The following is a 15,925-nucleotide window of genomic DNA, read 5'->3' as shown; positions in this document are numbered from 1 at the left end:
TGCGGACGGGCCGGACCACCGGTGGCCGACGATCGTGCCGTCCCCGAACGCAGAACGGCACGTTGACTCCCCGGTCCCGTTCAACAGGACCGGGGAGTCAACGTGCCGGTCCGGCCTGCCGCACCCGTGGTCGGCAGAACCAGCGCCGGGCCGCGTCGTCATCACCCTGTGAAAACCCCTCGCCGGGTCGTCGGCGGGAAACCTAGCCTCGTGCCGTGCAGACCGAGGTGAACCCCACCGACCCCCTGGTCCGGTTCGGCTGGGACGACGACTGGACCAGGCGCTGGGCGGCGTTCCAGGACGCCCGTCCCGAGCAGCACCTGCTGCCCGCGCGGGTGGTCCGGGTGCACCGGGGTGCGTGCGACGTCGAGACGCCCCTGGGTCCGCAGCGGGTGGAGATCCCCGCCGGGCACCTCGTGCCCGGCCCCACGACGGGCGACTGGGTCGGGTTGTCCCTGGACGGCCCCGACGGGGCGCGCGCGGTGGGGGTCCTGCCCCGGCGCACCGTCCTCGCCCGGGCGTCGGTGACGGGCCGGTCCGCCGAGCACCAGCTGGCGGCCAACGTGGACACGGTGGTGGTGGCCATCGGCGCGGAGTCGCGCACGACCCTCGGGCGGGTCGAACGCTTCCTCGCCCTGGCGTGGAACTCCGGCGCGCAGCCGGTCGTGGCCCTCACCAAGTCCGACCTGCTCGACGACGCGGAACTCGACGAGGTGCTCGACCGGGTGCGCGCCGACGCCGTCGGGGTGCAGGTCGTCCCCGTGCGGCACGACGACCCGGCGAGCGTCGCGGCACTGCGGGACCGCCTGCGCGGCACCGTGGTCCTGCTCGGGTCCTCCGGCGCCGGGAAGTCGACGCTGGCGAACCTGCTGGTCGGTGAGGACCGGTTCGCCGTCGGCGACGTCCGCTCCGTCGACGGCAAGGGCCGGCACACCACCGTGACCCGGGAACTGGTTCCCGTCCCCGGCGGGCTGGTCCTGGTCGACACCCCGGGTCTGCGCAGCCTGGGCGTCGCCGAACTCGGCGACGCCCTCGGCACGACGTTCGCGGACGTCGCGGACGTCGCCGTGGACTGCCGGTTCTCGGACTGCTCGCACACCTCCGAACCCGGCTGCGCGGTGCTGTCCGCCATCGGCGCCGGGGTGTTCGACCAGCGCCGGCTCGACAGCTTCCGCAAGCTCGAACGGGAACAGGCGTGGTTCGCCTCGCGGACCGACGCCCGGCTGGCGGCCGAGCGCCGGCGCGAGTGGAAGAAGGTCGTCCGGGCCCACCGCGACCGCCACGCCTGACCCGGCCTCCCCGACCCACCACGGCGATCGGGGAAATCCCCACGCCGATCGAGGAACCGCTCTCCGCGATCGAGGACCCGCGACCATCACGAGCACCCAGCCGTCCTCGATCACCGCGATGCAGTCCTTGATCACCGCGATGCAGTCCTTGATCGCCGGGTTTCAGCCCACGGGCGCGGGCAGGGCCCGGCCGAGCCAGCCGGCGAGACGGACGTGGGCGGGGGCGTCGTCGGGGACGGCGACGGGCGGGCCGAACGGGAAACCCTCGCGTTCGGCGGGGACGACCCGGCGGGCGATCGCGTCGACCTCGGCGAGGAACTCCTCGTCGAGCAGGTCGAGGCGGTCGACCGCGACGGCCAGGTCGACGGCGTGGGTGGCGAACTCCTGGGTGTAGATCGTCGCGGCGACCGCCCCGGGCAGTTCCCCGGCCGGGTGGTGCAGGACCGTCGTCAGGACGGCGTCGTCGGCCCACGCCTCGCGGATCGGCGCCAGTCCCGCGGCGTAGGCGGCGGCGAAACCCTCGGCGGGGTCGGTGGCCAGGACGCTGGGCACGTCGTAGGCGTACCCGCCGCGGGCGATGTGCGCGACGCGGTGGGTGACGGCGACGAGGTGGCCGAGCAGGGCGCGGACGTCCCACTCGGTGCAGGGGGTCGGGTTCTCCAGGGCGTCGGCGGGGACGGCGGCCACGAGGAGGCCGGCGAGGTCGGCGGCGCGGGACAGGGACTCACGGGGATCGGTCACGGGAACAGCTTTCCCGGTGAAGGTGACACCTCCTGTCGTGTTCTGGTGGGATCCTCGGAACCGTGCGCGCCGACCGCCTCCTCTCGCTGCTGTTCCTCCTGCAGTCCAACGGGCGGATGACCGCCCCGGACCTGGCGCGCACCCTGGAGGTGTCGACCCGCACGGTCCTGCGCGACGTGGAGGCGCTGTCGAGCGCGGGGGTGCCGGTGTGGACCGAGCGCGGGCGCGGCGGGGGCATCTCCCTGGTGGAGAACTGGCGCACCGACGTCACGGGGTTCACCACGCACGAGGCGCGCGCCCTGTTCTCCGGGGCCGTCGGCACGAACGACCCGCAGCGGCCCGCGTGGGAGTCGGCGGTCCGCAAGCTCCTCGCGGCGACCCCGGCCGCGCACCGGGAACCGTTCCGCCGCGCCGCCGAGCGCATCCTCGTCGAACCCCTCGGCTGGCGGGCCCGGCAGCAGGACCCCCCGCACCTGCCCGGGCTGCAGGAGGCGGTGTTCTCCGCGCGCCGGGTGCGGCTGACCTACCGGTCCGCGGGCGCCCGCCGGGCCTCCACCCGGAGCCTGGACCCCGTGGGTCTGGTCGCCAAGGGCGGGACCTGGTACCTGGTCGCGGTGACGGCCACCGGGGAACGCCTGTTCCGCGTCGACCGCGTCGAGGACGTGGCGGTGCTCGACGACCCCGTCGCCGCGGACCTGCCGGACCTGCCGGGGGTCTGGGCCCGGCTGCGCGCGGAGGTCGAGCGGCAGCACGTCCCGGGGGTCGCGGTGCGGCTGCGCGTGCGGCCGGAGGACGTCGGGCTGGTGCTGCGGATCGCCGACGCCCAGCTCGTGGCCGAACCCGAGGTGAGCGGGACCGGTGAGTTCCTCCTGGTCGCGGCGACGTTCCGGGCCCTGCCCGCCGCGCGCGCCGTGCTGCTGGGGCTGGGCCCGCTGCTGACGGTGCTGGACCCTCCCGAGCTCGTCGCGGACCTCGTGCGGACGGCCCGCGACGTGCTCAGGACCTACGGTCAGGCCGACGCGGACAGGGCCGAGGCGTAGGCGGGGCGGATCACGTCGCTCGCGAGCGCCAGCCGGTCCGGGAAGGGCAGGAACGAGGCCGACAGGGCGGTGATGGTGGCGCGTTCGACGTCGGCGAGGTCCCAGCCGGCCTCGTCGACGAGCAGGGCGAACTCGCGCGACAGCGACGTCCCGGACATGAGCCGGTTGTCGGTGTTCACGCTGATGGAGAAGCCGAGGTCCTTCAGCACCGTGATCGGGTGGTCGGCGACGCTGGTCGCGGCGCCGGTCTGGACGTTGCTGGACGGGCACAGCTCCAGGACGATCCCGCGGTCGCGGACCCAGGTCGCGAGCCGGCCGAGGGTGGCGTTGGGCAGGCCGTGGGCGTCGGTGCCCTCCCCGAGCTGGACGTCCTCGACGATCCGCACGCCGTGACCGATGCGTTCGGCGCCGCAGGTGTGCAGGGCGTCGGCGATGCTGGCGAGGCCGTCGGCCTCCCCGGCGTGGATGGTCACGGGGAAGTCGTCGCCGTGCAGGCGGTCGAAGGCCGCGAGGTGGTTGGAGGGCGGGAACCCGAGCTCGGCCCCGGCGATGTCGAACCCGACGACCCCGGCGTCGCGGTGCCGCAGGGCGAGTTCGGCGATCTCCATCCCCCGGTCGGCGTGGCGCATGGCGGTGACGAGGGTGCCGACCTTGATCGGGGTGCCGGCCTCGGCCGCGAGCTGTTCGCCGCGGCGCATGCCCTCCTCGACGGCCACGACGACCTCGTCGAGGGTGAGGCCCTGCTGCAGGTGCTGCTCGGGGGCGTAGCGCAGTTCGCCGTAGACGACGCCGTCGGCGGCCAGGTCGAGGACGGCCTCGGTGGCGACGCGGGCCAGGGACTCGCGGTCCTGCATGACGGCGATGGTGTGGTCGAAGGTCTCGAGGTAGCGCACGAGGGTGCCGGAGTCGGCGGCGTCGCGGAACCAGGCGCGCAGTTCCTCGGGGTCGGTCGTCGGCAGCCGGTGGCCGTTGGCCGCCGCGATCTCGACGATCGTCGCGGGGCGCAGCCCGCCGTCGAGGTGGTCGTGCAGCGACACCTTCGGGAGGGCGCGGATCCGGTCGATCGTGCTGGTGGTTTCGCTCACGGACCGATCCTGCCAGTCCTCACGCGGTGCGGACGAGGCAGACGAGGTAGCGGCACTCCTGCGCGGACGCGTTCTCGTAGACGCAGTCCTGCGGCGGTCCGAGCCGCAGGCAGTCCCCGGCGCCGAGGTCGTGCACGACGGCGCCCTCGTGGAAGCGCAGCCCGCCCTCCAGCACCCAGACCTGGTGGTGCGTGCCGGCGTAGGTGCCGGCGGGGAACCCCACGCGCGCCCCGGGCGGCAACCGCACCTCGATGAGTTCGAGCGGACCGCCGGTCCCGGGCGTCACGGCGCGGCGCACGTAGCCGGTGGCGGGGTCGGTCCACAGGGGCTGGTCCGCGCGGCGCGCCACGCTCTGCTCGTCGCCCTCGGCGCGGGCCACGAGCTGGGACAGCGTGAGGCCGAGGGCGCCGGCGAGCCGGCCCAGCAGCACGGCGGTCGGTTGCGCCGCACCGCGTTCGATCTTGGCGATCATGGCGCGGGAGACCCCCGACGCCTCGGCGAGCGCGGCGACCGACAGGCCGCGGGCCGTGCGGACGGCGAGGACGGTCTCGGCGAGGGAGGTCGACAGGTCCACGGTAGACACCATAGTGACTTTTTCGTCTACTGTGGTGACATGAGGACGATCCGACCGGCCACCGCCGAGGACGCCGCCGCGTGCGCGGCGCTCTACGCGCCCTACGTGGACGGGACCGCCACCACCTTCGAGGTCGAGGCGCCCGACGCCGACGAGTTCGCCTCCCGCATCGCCGCCGCGCACGAGTGGGTCGTCCTCGTCGACGACCTCACCGGCGAGGACGTCGTGCGCGGCTACGCCTACGCCGGCCCGTACGCCGCGCGCGCCGCCTACTCCTGGTCGGCCGAGGTGAGCGTCTACCTCGAGGTGGGCCTGCGGCGCTCCGGAGCGGGCCGCGCGCTGTACACCGACCTCTTCGACCGCCTGCAGCGCCGGGGTTTCCGGATGCTCGTCGCCGGCGTCACGCTGCCCAACGAGGCCAGCCTGGGCCTGCACCGCTCGATGGGCTTCACGGACGTCGGGACGTTCACGCAGATCGGGTTCAAACTCGATCGCTGGTGGGACGTGCACCGCCTGCAGAAACCGCTGGGTCCGCGCGGAGCGCCGGGACCCTTGCGCTGAAACGGGTCTCGATGCGCTGCCCGGCGAGGGTCGCCCCCAGCAGCAGCACCGCCCCGACGGCCCCGGCCACGCCGAGCGCGTCCCCGGCCAGCAGCAGGCCGAAGACGACGGCCCACAGCGGTTCGGTCCCCAGCAGCAGGCTCGCGCGCGCCGCCGAGGTCCGCCGGACCGCCCAGGACTGGGCCACGAACGCGAAGACGCTGCACCCCAGGGCCAGGTAGGCGATCCCGCCCCACTGCGCGGGGGTCGCGGCGCCCACCGCGGCGAGCGTCGCCCCCGGCGCCAGGACCAACCCCACGAGGGCCCCGACGACCATCTGCACGAACGTCAGCCCCCGCAGGTCCAGCGACACCCGGCGCGTGACCCGGCCGATGGCCGTGACGTGCGCGGCCCGCACGAGCGCGGCGGCCAGCACGAGCAGGTCCCCGCCCGTCGGGACGCGCCACCCGCCCCCGCCGACGAGCAGCACGACGCCCACGACCGCGACGAGCGACGCGGCGAAGAACGCCGGCGGCAGCCAGGACCGCGCGACGAACCCCTCGACGGCCGGGGTGAGCAGGATGGTCGTCGAGATGAGCAGCCCGGCGTTGGTCGCCGACGTGCCCGCGATGCCGAACGTCTCCAGCAGCAGGATCGCGGCCTGCGAGAGCCCGAGGACGAGCCCCCACCGCAGCTCCTCGCGGCCCACCCGCGCGCGGGTGAGGAGCACCACGAGCCCCAGGGCCAGCGCCGCCCCCGCGTAGCGCAGCGTCAGCACGGGCAGGACCCCCGCCACGTCCACGAGGAGCTTCGCCGCGAGGTAGCTGCTGCCCCACACCACCGCGACGCCCAGCAGCAGGGCGTCCACCCGTCGATCACGCACCTCTCGAGGGTGCGGGACGACAACCGTCCAGTCCAGCGACACTTCCTGAACCTGGGATTTAGCATCGCTTCATGGACGAACGGCAGCTCACGGTGCTGCGCGAACTCGCCGAACGCGGCAGCCTCGTCGCCGTCGCCCGGGCCCTGCACGTCACCCCCTCGGCCGTCTCCCAGCAACTGGCTGCGCTGCAACGCTCCTGCCCCGTCCCCCTGACCGAGAAGCGCGGCCGGAGCCTGGCCCTGACGCCCGCGGGCGAAGCGCTGGCCGCCGCGGCCGTCGACGTCGCGACCGCCATGGACGCCGCCCGCCGGGCCGTCGCCGAGCACCTGGAGTCCCCCGACGCGGCGGTGAGCGTCGCCGCCTTCCACTCCGCTGCGCTCGCCTGGTTCGGCCCGCTGCTGGCGGCGCTGGCCGGCACCCCGCCCCTGCGCTGCGCCGACCAGGACGTCGCCCAGGACGAGTTCGCCGCCCTCGTCGCCGACTACGACGTCGTGATCGCCCACCGCCCCGAGGCGGGCCCGGCCTGGACGAGGCGCGTGCACGTGGTGCCCCTGCTGCTGGAACCGCTGCACGTCGCCCTCGCCGCCGGCCACCCGCTGGCCGGCCGCGACGAGCTCACCGTCGCCGACGTGGCGGGCGAGCGCTGGATCTCCGTCCACGAGGGGTTCCCGCTGGCCGGGGCGCTCGACGTGGTCGCCACCGCCGCCCGCCGGCCCCTGGACGTGGTGCACCGCATCAACGAGGTCTTCGTCGCCGCCTCCGTCGTCGCCTCCGGCGACGCGCTCGCCCTGCTGCCCGCGCGGACCACGCGCCCCGAACCCGGCGTGGTCGTCCGCCCCCTGGCCGACGTGTCGGTCAACCGCCGCGTCGACGCCCTGCTGCGGCCCGAGGCCCTGGCCCGCCGCGGGGTCCGCACCGTGCTCGACGCGCTGCGCGACCTCACCCGTCCCTGACCTCCGCGATCGAGGAACCCCCCACCGCGATCGAGGACGCCGGGCCCCTGGACGGAACACCGTTTCCTCGATCGCGGCGGGGGGTTCCTCGATCGCGGCGGGGAACGGGTTTGAGCTCAAGCGCGCTGGAGGTCCTAGCGTGGCGAGAGTGACCCAGAGCACCGCCGCCCGAGCCACCACCCCCGCGAAGGCCCCGGGGATCTTCTCCCGCCGCCACCTCGTGACGACCCTCGGGACGACGGCCCTGGTGTTCCTCTCGGCGTTCGAGAGCCTGGCGGTCACCACCGTCATGCCGCTCGTCAGCGCCGACCTCGGGGGCCGCGCCTCCTACGCGACGGCCTTCGCCGCGACGCTGGCCGCGTCCGTGCTGGGGATGGTCGCCGCCGGCGGCTGGTCGGACCGGCGCGGACCCGCCCGTCCGCTGCTGGTGTCCCTCGCGGTGTTCTGCGCCGGGCTGCTGGCCGCGGCCCTGGCCCCCTCGGTGGAGGTCTTCGTCGCGGCCCGCTTCCTGCAGGGCCTGGGCTCGGGCGGGATCAGCGTGACGCTCTACGTGCTCGTCGCGCTCGCGTTCCCGCCCGCGCTGCGCCCGGCGGTGTTCGGCGCCTTCGCCGCGGCCTGGGTGGTGCCCTCCCTCGTCGGGCCCGCGCTGGCCGCCCTGGTGGCCGAGACGTTCAGCTGGCACTGGGTGTTCACCGGGGTGCTGCTGCTCGTCCTCGTGGCCGCGGGGGCAGTGCTGCCCACGCTGCGGCGCGTCCGCTCCTCCTCGACGACGGCGGACCCGTTCCCGCGCAGCCGTTTCCTCGCCGCCGCCGGGGTCAGCATCGCGGTGGTCGCGCTGAGCTCGGCGTCCTCGGCCGGGAACTGGCGCTGGGCGCTCGCGGCGGTCGCGCTCGCGCTCCTCGTCGTCGCCGTCCGTCCCCTGCTGCCGGCCGGGACCCTGCGCGCGCACCGCGGGCTGCCCGCGACGGTGCTGCTGCGGGGGCTGCTGGCCGCGACGTTCTTCAGCACCGAGGTCTACCTGCCGCTCATGCTGCACGAGCGGTTCGGGGTGCGGCTCACGCTGGCCGGGGCCGTGCTGACGGCCGCCGCGATCGCGTGGGCGTCGGGGTCGGCCGTCCAGGGCCGCCTGGGCGAGCGCCTCCCCCACGCGCGCGCCGTGCGGATCGGCACGGCGCTGCTGCTGGTCGGCGTCGGCGCGCAGGCCGTCGTCGCCGTCGTCGACCCGGCCGCCGTGCTCGCCGCCCTCGCCAGCACGGCGGGGTGGTTCGTGGCCGGGGCGGGGATGGGCCTGAGCTTCCCGCGCACCACGGTGCTCGTGCTGGAGCAGTCCGCCCCGGGCCAGGAGGGTGCGGGGTCGGCCGCCCTGACGATCTGCGACGCGGCCGGCGGCGGGACCGCGATGGCGCTGACCGGGCTCGTGTTCGCCACCGCCGCCGCGGCCTCGGCCTGGGCCGGGTTCGCCGCGACCCTGCCGCTGTGCGTCGTGTTCGCGGTCGCGGCGCTCGTCGTCGCCCGCCGCGTCTCACAGGGAACGCACTGACGGGACACCGCCGTTCCTGGGTCGGCTCCCCGACGGTGGTCCCATGACGGACACCCGCCGCAGCTACGAGGGCCGCCCCCTCCCCCGCCCCGACGAGGACGTCGACGACCAGGGCCTGGCGTTCGACCTCACGACGATGCTGGACCGCCGCCGCGCGCTGGGCCTGCTCGGCCTGGGCGCCGCGGGCCTGACGCTCGCCGCGTGCGGCAGCGACGACACGACCGCCGCCTCCTCGACCTCCAGCTCCACCAGCGCGACGACCGGCACGAGCGCCCTGACCGAGATCCCCGACGAGACCGCCGGCCCGTACCCCGGGGACGGGTCCAACGGGCCCGACGTCCTGGAGCAGAGCGGCGTGGTGCGCAGCGACATCCGCTCCAGCTTCGGTTCCAGCACCACGACGGCCGAGGGCGTCCCGATGACCCTGACCCTCGACGTCGTGGACCTGGCCGGCGGGAACGTGCCCTTCGAGGGCGTCGCCGTCTACGTCTGGCACTGCGACCGCGACGGCGAGTACTCCCTGTACGGGGACGGGATCACGGACGAGAACTACCTGCGGGGCGTGCAGATCGCCGACGAGGACGGGGCGGTGACCTTCACGAGCGTCTACCCGGCCTGCTACTCCGGGCGGTGGCCGCACGTCCACTTCGAGGTCTACCCCGACCAGGCGAGCATCACCGACGTCGCCAACTGCATCGCCACCTCCCAGGTCGCGCTGCCCGAGGACGTCAGCAGGCTCGTCTACGCCACGACCGGCTACGAGGCGTCGGTGACGAACCTGTCCCAGGTGACGCTGGCGACCGACAACGTGTTCGGCGACGACAGCGGCGCCAGCCAGACGCCCACCGCCACCGGCGACGTGACGAACGGGTACGCGCTGGAACTGACGGTGGGCGTCGACACCACGACGACCCCGACGGCGGGCACCATGGCCGGCATGGGGTCGGACACCTCCGGGCACCCCGCGGGCGGGCCGGGGGGCGGGACGCCGCCGACGGGCGCGGCCGGGACCGCCTGAGCGTCCCGTCCGGTCACCGCTCCCGAGTGGTGACGTCCCGTGGATGTCTGATGACAAGATGCGGTCACCACACCAGCACCCCGGAGGACGCCCCGTGCCGCGCGCCAACACCAGCCTGGACTCCACGCACCGCCTCGAGGGTGACGACGTCGAAGACGCCTGGAAGGCCTACGAGCAGGCCTTCTCACCGCTGGCCGCGCGCGCCGCGTCGCAGCACCTCATGACCCGCGAGGAGTTCGAGGACGTCTGCCTCGACGAGCGCTGGCGCAAGTACGTCGTCCGCGACCTCGACCGCGACGGCACCGTGGGAGCCTTCGGCACCGCCACCTACGACCTGTCCGCGGTCCCCATGGTGTCGCTGGACTTCTACGCGGCCCGGTACCCGCACCAGTTCGCGCAGCGGACCATCTGCTACATCGGCTGCATCGGGGTGCACCCGTCCTACCGCAGCAGCGGCGCGTTCGTGCGCGTCGTCGAGGAGATCTGCCGCGGGATCCACGACCTGGGCGGGGTGGCCGCGATCGACGTCTGCCAGTACAACGAGGAGTCGCTCGCGCTGCCCCGGCTCATCGACCGCATCACGCGCACGTTCGGGGCCGAGGGCGAACGCCTCGACACGCAGACGTACTGGGGTTACGACTTCAGCCGGCGCTGAGGGGCGGGGGGCGGCTGCAGCGCCTCCGGCTCCCAGGCGGCGAGGAACCGCGCGGTCTCCTCCGCCGACTGCGCACGGTGCCACCACCACCCCTGCCCGTGGGCCACCCCGAGGCGCTCCAGCACCTCCCGCTGCTCCTCGGTCTCGACGCCCTCGGCGGTCACGGCGAGCTCGAGCGCGTCGCTGACGGCCACGACGGCCCGCAGCACCGCCTCGTCGCCGACGCTGCGGCCCACCCCGGAGACGAAGCTGCGGTCGATCTTGACCCGCGTCACGGGGAAGCTGCGCAGGTAGCTCAGCGCGGAGTACCCCGTGCCGAAGTCGTCGACGGCCAGCCCCACCCCCAGCGCCCGCAGCCGGTGCAGCAGGTCCAGCGTCCGCTGGTCCTGGTGCAGCACCGAGGACTCGGTGATCTCCAGCATGAGAGAAGCGCCCTCGACGCGGTGCGCCTGCAGGAGCTCCCCGACGGTGTCGGCGAAGAACGGGTCGAGCAGCTGGCGCGGGGAGACGTTGACGGACAGGACGAAACCGGCACCGACCAGCCCGCGCTCACGCCAGCGGCGCAGGTCGGCCAGCGCGGTGTCCAGGACCCACCGGCCGACGTCGACGATCAGCCCGGTCTCCTCCAGCACCGGGATGAACCGCACCGGGGAGATGGAACCGTGCAGCGGGTGGTTCCACCGCAGCAGGGCCTCCACCCCGCGCGGCGCGCCCGTGCGCAGGGAGACGATGGCCTGGTGGTGGACCTCCAGGGAGTGCTCCGCGACGGCGCTGCGCAGGTCGAGCTCGAACTCGACCTCGTCCCCGATCTCCCTGCGCAGCGACTCGTCCCACACGACGAACCGGTTGCGCCCCTGCGCCTTGGCGCGGTACATGGCGGCGTCCGCCTCGCGCAGCGCGAGGGCGAACGACGACGTGAGCTCGGCGATGCCCAGGGAGGCCGAGACCGCGACCTCCCCGGCCGACAGGCGGACCGGCACGCGCAACCCGCCGAGGAGGTCGGTGGCCAGGTCCACGGCGGTGCCCGGCCCACCGCCGACCGCGAGGACGAACTCGTCACCGGCCAGGCGGCCGACGACCGCGCCCGCGGGGGCCAGTCGCCGCAGCCGGGCCGCGACCTCGCACAGGAACTCGTCCCCCACGACGTGGCCGTAGGAGTCGTTGACGAGCTTGAACCCGTCGAGGTCGACGAACAGCAGCCAGCAGCGCGTCCCGTCCCCGCCGGCGAGCTCACCGGCGCGCGCCCGCAGGTGGTCGTCGACGCGTCGTTCGAACTCGTCGCGGCCCGGCAGGTCGGTGAGCGCGTCGTGGGTGGCGCGGTGCTCCAGGACTGCCTTGGCCGCGGCGTGCCCGTTGACCGCCACGACCGCCCGGGCCAGCACCAGGCCGATCATGGTGCACAGCAGCACGAACGCCGCGACCTGCCCGGCGGGGCTCGCGTCGCCGCGGACGCTGGCCAGGTAGACCGCCCCCAGGAGCGAGAGGCACAGCACCGCCAGACGGGCCGGGGACCAGGCGTCGAAGCGCGCCGTGCGGGTCCGGCCGGTGCCCACGTGCCGGGGCAGGTGGACCAGCGCCACCGCGAGCAGGAAGTAGGACACGACGAAGGGGGCGTCGAACGAGGTGGGGGCGACGAACTCGCCCCGGCGCCCCAGGACGGCGTACCCGAGGTCGCCGAGGAGCATGAACCCCAGGCACGCCCCCAGCCAGCGGAAGGCCACCACCTGCGGGGACGTGAGCAGCAGGTCCAGGACCAGCAGCAGGACGAGGACGTCCAGCAGCGGGTACACACCGGCGAGGATCCCGCCGGTGGTCGAACGGCCGGGCAGTTCCAGCACCGGCAGCACCAGGAACTGCACGGCCGCGGCGGCTCCGGCCAGGCCCGCGACGAGGACGTCGATGACGACCTCGCGCCGCAGCCCGCCCGCCGCCCGGGCCAGCCGGGCCAGGCCCACCGACAGGACGACGTACCCGGCCAGGGAGAAGGGGTCGGGGGCGAAGGCCAGCGGTCCCGTCAGCGCCTCGGCCCATGGCCGCAGGCCCGAGCCGACGAGGAAGAGGGTGGCGCTGATCGGGACCAGGGACCACGACCACGCGGGCTGCGGGCGGCGGCGACGGACCACGGCGACGGACACGAGCAGCACGCCGACGGCGAGGAGCCCGTACAGGACGGACCGGACCAGGTCGGGCACGGGCGCCAGGTAGGCCCCCGCGATCGCGGCCGTCGCGACGACCCAGCCCGCGGCGCCGGCCTTCGACCGCTCGACCACGCGGTACCCTCCCCTCGCCCGGCGGACCGTCGGGACGTCCTCGGCGGCCCGGTCCTCCCCACCCTGGCACGGGGGTCCCCCGCCGCGGTCCCTCGCGGGCGGCGCGGCGGCCCCGCTCCCGGTGGGCGTCGACGGTGGGCGCACGGCGCGATCATCGACGACCGCGGCCCGCGGCGCGAGTCCCCCGGCGGCCCGGGCAGGACGGACCCGCCGGGCGCCGCCGGCCGGCCGGTACCGTGAGCGCGTGCCGGGACCCAGGACACGCCCCTCCACCTGGGGCCTGCTGGCCGGCGCGGTCGGCTCGGAGGTCAGCGCGACGCTCGCCCTGCGGGCCGCCTCGGACCGCCCCTCCTGGTACGCGCTCGTCGTCGTCGGGTACGTCGCGGCGTTCGTCCTGCTCGCCGCGGTCCTGCGCCGCGGGACGGCGATCGGCGTCGCGTACGGCCTGTGGGCCGCGTCCGGGGTGACGCTCACCGCCCTCGCCGGGGCGCTGCTGTTCGCCGAACCCCTCACCCCGCTGATGCTCCTGGGCATCGCCCTGATCATCGGCGGGGTGCTGCTCGTCGAACTGGGCTCCCGCCACCCCGGGGACGCACCCGCGGAACCGTCCGGGGAGTCGTCGTGAGCTGGCTGTTCCTGGCCGGCGCCATCGCGTTCGAGGTCGCCGCGACCGCCGTCCTGAGGTTGTCCGACGGCGGCCGCGTGCGCCGGTGGATCCCCGTCGTGGGGGCCGGCTACCTCGTCTCGTTCGGTTTCCTGTCCCTGACCCTGCGCGCGGGCCTGCCCGTGGGCGTCGCGTACGGCGTGTGGTCCGCGGTCGGTGTCGCCCTGACGGCGCTGCTGGCCCGTGCCGTGTTCGGCGACCCGCTGACCCGCACGATGCTGGCCGGCATCGTCCTCATCGCCGGCGGGGTGCTGCTCGTCGAGCTCGGCGCGCACTGAGGCCCCGCGCGACCAGCTGCTGCCCGGCCGACCACCCGGCCGACGTCGCCCAGTACAGCAGGACCCCGACCGGGAAGTGCGCCGTCGTCACGACGACCAGCACGGGGACCCCCACGAGCAGCGGCACCGGGGGTCGCTGGGCGGCGGCCAGCGACGTCAGCGCCTGGAAACCCGCCGTCAGCACGAGCAGGACGACCGCGACGAGGCTCGCGTCCTGGGTCGGCACCGACGACAACGGGACGCCGAACAGCGTGGCGTCGCCGAACGAGCGGTGTTCCAGCGTCAGGGTCAGGGCCAGGAACACGGGGGCCTGCACCAGCGCCGGCCACAGGGCGGTCAGGGGGTTCACCCCGGCGTCGCGGTGCAGGTCGAGCAGTTCGGCCTGCAGGTGCCGGCGCGAGGCCGGGTCCGAGCGGCCGCGGTACCTCTCCTGCACCGCGAGGACCTTCGGCCGCAGCGCGGCGGCGTGCCGCGCCGACCGCTGCTGGAGCACGAACAACGGCACCAGCAGCGTGCGGGCCACGACGACGAGGGCGACGATCGCCGCCGGCCAGGTCAGGCCCGCCTCGTGCAGGGTGAGGAGGAACCACGTGACGGCGTCCTCGACGGGTTTCAGGGCAGCGTGCAGCGTTTCGAGCACAGCGGAACTCCGTGGGGTGAGCGGGGGCGGGAGACGAGGGGCTCCCGGGCCGGCTCAGCTCAGCACGGGAGCGGGTTCGTCCCCGGCGCTCGGGGTTGCGGGTTCCCCGCCGCCGCGGGTGCGTTCTGCGGCAACGTGTCCGAAGGTTCCCGGCGCTCGTGCGGCCGGGACGGGACGACGGCGGCGACGAGTTCGGCGACGAGCGCCCGCAGCACGACGACCCCGGCGAGGAACGACGCGGCGACCGCGAGGGTCGCGAGCAGGACGCCGTGGTTCCCCAGCAGCACGACCGCGGCGAGCAGGGGCAGCACGAGGAACGCGACGGACGACCGCGCGCTCAACTCGGTGAAACCCCGGACCACGGGATCGACCCTACCCCCGCGTCCGAGCCGACGGCCAGGAGGACGGCCCCGGGGGTCAGGGCCGCGCGAGCACCTGCTCGCGCAGGACGTCGGCGTGCCCGCAGTGCTGGGCGAGTTCGCGCAGGACGTGCAGCAGCACCCACCGCAACGGCAACGGGCCGCGGCGGTTCCCGGTCAGCACGTCGTCGAGCCCGAGACCCGCGACCGCGCGGCGGGAGTCCTCGCAGGCCGCGCGGTGCGCCGCGCGGACGCTCGCGACGGTGTCCTCCGGGCGCAGCGCGAACGACTCCTCGGGCCCGGCCTCGATCCCGAGCTCGGCGCGGCTGCGTGCCGTGACGGCCTCGGCGAACCACACGCGTTCGACGAAGGTGACGTGCTTGACCAGCCCGAGCAGGGTGGTGCTGGACGGGACGAGCCGCCGCCGGGCCTGCTCCTCGGTCAGCCCGTCGAGGCAGGACGCGAGCATCACCCGGTGCTGGTCGATGAAGACGGCGAACTGCGCGGCGAGGTCGCCGGAGATCGCGTCCTCGGCGTCGGGGGTCCGGTCCGGGGTCACGGCGCGATCATCGATGAGTTCCCGTCGCGGCGCGAGTCCCCGGGACGACCGAGTTCGTCGACCCGCCGCCGATCCTTGGAGGACCACCGTGCCCAGCAGCCCACCCGTCGTCGACCTCGCCACCTGGCAGGCCGCCCGCGACGACCTCCTGGTGCGCGAGAAGGCGCACACCCGCGAGGGCGACGCGATCGCCGCCGCCCGCCGCCGCCTGCCGATGGTCGAGGTCGACGCCGCGGCCCGGCTCGTCGGCGCCGGCGGCGAGGTACCGTTCCTGGACCTGTTCGACGGTCGCGACGAACTCGTCGTGTACCAGCACATGTGGTGGGACGGCGCGCCCCACCAGGGGCAGTGCGAGGGGTGCACGACGACGGCCTGGCACCTGCAGGACGCCTCCTACCTGCACGCCCGCGGCGTCTCGTTCGCCGTCTTGACGACGGGCGCCTGGGACGAGGTGGCGCCGTTCGTCGAGTTCATGGGCTACCGCCAGCCGTGGTTCTCGGTGCGCGACGTCCCCGCGCCGATCGGCGGGGAGATGGGGTACCTGAAGTGCTTCCTGCGCCAGGGCGAGCGGGCGTTCATGACGTACGCGACGACCGGGCGCGGCAACGAGCGGGTGAACTCCTCGATGGGGCTGCTGGACATGACCGTGCGCGGCCGCGGCGAGGCGTGGGAGGACACCCCCGACGGCTGGCCCGAGCCCGTGAGCCCCAGCGGCACCTGGCGCACCGACGTCGACGGTCACCCGACCTGGGGCGGCACGGGGCGCCCGGTGCCGCAGTGGACGCGTCCCGGCGCGACCCCGCAGACCGACCTCGGGCGCCACGGGTCGCACTGACC

At 75.0% G+C, this 15,925-nt stretch carries 18 protein-coding genes; 10 read left to right on the top strand and 8 right to left on the bottom strand.

From position 1 onward, the window contains the following. The first annotated feature begins 215 nt into the window (after window positions 1–215). Complete coding sequence (gene rsgA, locus CLV37_RS16370) at window positions 216–1,289, top strand: ribosome small subunit-dependent GTPase A (protein ID WP_245885443.1); 1,074 nt, start codon at window positions 216–218, stop codon at window positions 1,287–1,289. 162 nt (window positions 1,290–1,451) lie between these two features. Here the strand turns inward: rsgA and CLV37_RS16365 are convergent, their stop codons facing one another. After that, a complete protein-coding gene (locus tag CLV37_RS16365) occupies window positions 1,452–2,030 on the bottom strand; it encodes a TIGR03086 family metal-binding protein (protein ID WP_106212307.1) in 579 nt (192 codons plus the stop codon). A gap of 62 nt (window positions 2,031–2,092) precedes the next feature. Here CLV37_RS16365 and CLV37_RS16360 point away from each other — a divergent pair, with 62 nt between their 5' ends. Then, window positions 2,093–3,070 carry a helix-turn-helix transcriptional regulator gene (locus tag CLV37_RS16360; RefSeq protein ID WP_106212305.1) on the top strand — a complete coding sequence of 326 codons (978 nt, stop codon included), beginning with the start codon at window positions 2,093–2,095 and terminating at the stop codon, window positions 3,068–3,070. On the opposite strand, the gene CLV37_RS16355 is transcribed toward CLV37_RS16360, so the two are convergent. Further along, entirely contained in the window at window positions 3,040–4,155 is a 1,116-nt protein-coding gene (locus CLV37_RS16355) for an adenosine deaminase (protein WP_106212303.1), read from the bottom strand. The two genes, CLV37_RS16360 and CLV37_RS16355, sit on opposite strands and share 31 nt — an antisense overlap. Before the next feature lie 19 nt (window positions 4,156–4,174). After that, complete coding sequence (locus CLV37_RS16350) at window positions 4,175–4,741, bottom strand: helix-turn-helix domain-containing protein (protein ID WP_106212301.1); 567 nt, start codon at window positions 4,739–4,741, stop codon at window positions 4,175–4,177. A 27-nt stretch (window positions 4,742–4,768) separates the two neighbouring features. Here CLV37_RS16350 and CLV37_RS16345 point away from each other — a divergent pair, with 27 nt between their 5' ends. Continuing rightward, a complete protein-coding gene (locus CLV37_RS16345) occupies window positions 4,769–5,290 on the top strand; it encodes a GNAT family N-acetyltransferase (RefSeq protein ID WP_106212299.1) in 522 nt (173 codons plus the stop codon). On the opposite strand, the gene CLV37_RS16340 is transcribed toward CLV37_RS16345, so the two are convergent. After that, on the bottom strand, window positions 5,211–6,152 hold the full coding sequence (locus tag CLV37_RS16340) for a DMT family transporter (protein WP_245885441.1): 942 nt from the start codon (window positions 6,150–6,152) through the stop codon (window positions 5,211–5,213). The genes CLV37_RS16345 and CLV37_RS16340 overlap by 80 nt on opposite strands. A gap of 71 nt (window positions 6,153–6,223) precedes the next feature. Here CLV37_RS16340 and CLV37_RS16335 point away from each other — a divergent pair, with 71 nt between their 5' ends. From CLV37_RS16335 to CLV37_RS16320, 4 genes are all read left to right on the top strand, one after another. Next, window positions 6,224–7,105, top strand: coding sequence for a LysR family transcriptional regulator (locus CLV37_RS16335; protein ID WP_106212297.1), 882 nt, complete (start codon window positions 6,224–6,226; stop codon window positions 7,103–7,105). A 148-nt stretch (window positions 7,106–7,253) separates the two neighbouring features. Continuing rightward, complete coding sequence (locus CLV37_RS16330) at window positions 7,254–8,645, top strand: MFS transporter (protein WP_106212295.1); 1,392 nt, start codon at window positions 7,254–7,256, stop codon at window positions 8,643–8,645. Between the two features lie 43 nt (window positions 8,646–8,688). Beyond that, window positions 8,689–9,663 carry an intradiol ring-cleavage dioxygenase gene (locus tag CLV37_RS16325; protein WP_106212293.1) on the top strand — a complete coding sequence of 325 codons (975 nt, stop codon included), beginning with the start codon at window positions 8,689–8,691 and terminating at the stop codon, window positions 9,661–9,663. A 94-nt stretch (window positions 9,664–9,757) separates the two neighbouring features. Then, window positions 9,758–10,318 (top strand): hypothetical protein, encoded by a 561-nt coding sequence (locus CLV37_RS16320; RefSeq protein WP_106212291.1) that lies wholly within the window; start codon window positions 9,758–9,760, stop codon window positions 10,316–10,318. On the opposite strand, the gene CLV37_RS16315 is transcribed toward CLV37_RS16320, so the two are convergent. Beyond that, window positions 10,297–12,588, bottom strand: coding sequence for a putative bifunctional diguanylate cyclase/phosphodiesterase (locus CLV37_RS16315; RefSeq protein WP_106212289.1), 2,292 nt, complete (start codon window positions 12,586–12,588; stop codon window positions 10,297–10,299). The two genes, CLV37_RS16320 and CLV37_RS16315, sit on opposite strands and share 22 nt — an antisense overlap. 244 nt (window positions 12,589–12,832) lie before the next feature. On the opposite strand from CLV37_RS16315, the gene CLV37_RS16310 reads away from it, so the two are divergent. Both CLV37_RS16310 and CLV37_RS16305 read left to right on the top strand, forming a co-directional pair. After that, window positions 12,833–13,213 (top strand): DMT family transporter, encoded by a 381-nt coding sequence (locus tag CLV37_RS16310; RefSeq protein WP_106212287.1) that lies wholly within the window; start codon window positions 12,833–12,835, stop codon window positions 13,211–13,213. Continuing rightward, complete coding sequence (locus CLV37_RS16305; protein WP_106212286.1) at window positions 13,210–13,530, top strand: DMT family transporter; 321 nt, start codon at window positions 13,210–13,212, stop codon at window positions 13,528–13,530. Before CLV37_RS16310 ends, CLV37_RS16305 begins: the two co-directional genes overlap by 4 nt. On the opposite strand, the gene yidC is transcribed toward CLV37_RS16305, so the two are convergent. Genes yidC through CLV37_RS16290 form a run of 3 tightly spaced genes read right to left on the bottom strand, consistent with a single transcriptional unit; the run spans window position 13,487 to window position 15,088 of the window. Next, entirely contained in the window at window positions 13,487–14,170 is a 684-nt protein-coding gene (gene yidC / locus CLV37_RS16300; RefSeq protein WP_106212285.1) for a membrane protein insertase YidC, read from the bottom strand. The two genes, CLV37_RS16305 and yidC, sit on opposite strands and share 44 nt — an antisense overlap. 59 nt (window positions 14,171–14,229) lie before the next feature. Then, window positions 14,230–14,532, bottom strand: a complete 303-nt coding sequence (locus tag CLV37_RS16295; protein WP_106212283.1) for a DUF6412 domain-containing protein — start codon at window positions 14,530–14,532, stop codon at window positions 14,230–14,232. A gap of 55 nt (window positions 14,533–14,587) precedes the next feature. Continuing rightward, the gene (locus CLV37_RS16290) at window positions 14,588–15,088 is read right to left on the bottom strand and encodes a DinB family protein (protein WP_245885440.1); all 501 of its coding nucleotides are present in this window, start codon (window positions 15,086–15,088) and stop codon (window positions 14,588–14,590) included. Window positions 15,089–15,101: 13 nt separating this feature from the next. Between CLV37_RS16290 and CLV37_RS16285 the strand changes: the two genes are divergently transcribed. Further along, the gene (locus CLV37_RS16285) at window positions 15,102–15,923 is read left to right on the top strand and encodes a DUF899 family protein (RefSeq protein ID WP_106212586.1); all 822 of its coding nucleotides are present in this window, start codon (window positions 15,102–15,104) and stop codon (window positions 15,921–15,923) included. Window positions 15,924–15,925 lie beyond the last annotated feature (2 nt).

Source organism: Kineococcus rhizosphaerae (assembly GCF_003002055.1).
GTDB lineage: Bacteria > Actinomycetota > Actinomycetes > Actinomycetales > Kineococcaceae > Kineococcus > Kineococcus rhizosphaerae.
This window is presented reverse-complemented; position numbering and strand designations above follow the sequence as displayed.

Coding starts and splice junctions, on each gene's coding strand:
- CLV37_RS16325 (WP_106212293.1), top strand. CDS start 8,689: ATGACGGACACCCGCCGCAGCTACGAGGGCCGCCCCCTCCCCCGCCCC.
- CLV37_RS16345 (WP_106212299.1), top strand. CDS start 4,769: ATGAGGACGATCCGACCGGCCACCGCCGAGGACGCCGCCGCGTGCGCG.
- CLV37_RS16285 (WP_106212586.1), top strand. CDS start 15,102: ATGAGTTCCCGTCGCGGCGCGAGTCCCCGGGACGACCGAGTTCGTCGA.
- CLV37_RS16335 (WP_106212297.1), top strand. CDS start 6,224: ATGGACGAACGGCAGCTCACGGTGCTGCGCGAACTCGCCGAACGCGGC.
- CLV37_RS16350 (WP_106212301.1), bottom strand. CDS start 4,741: ATGGTGTCTACCGTGGACCTGTCGACCTCCCTCGCCGAGACCGTCCTC.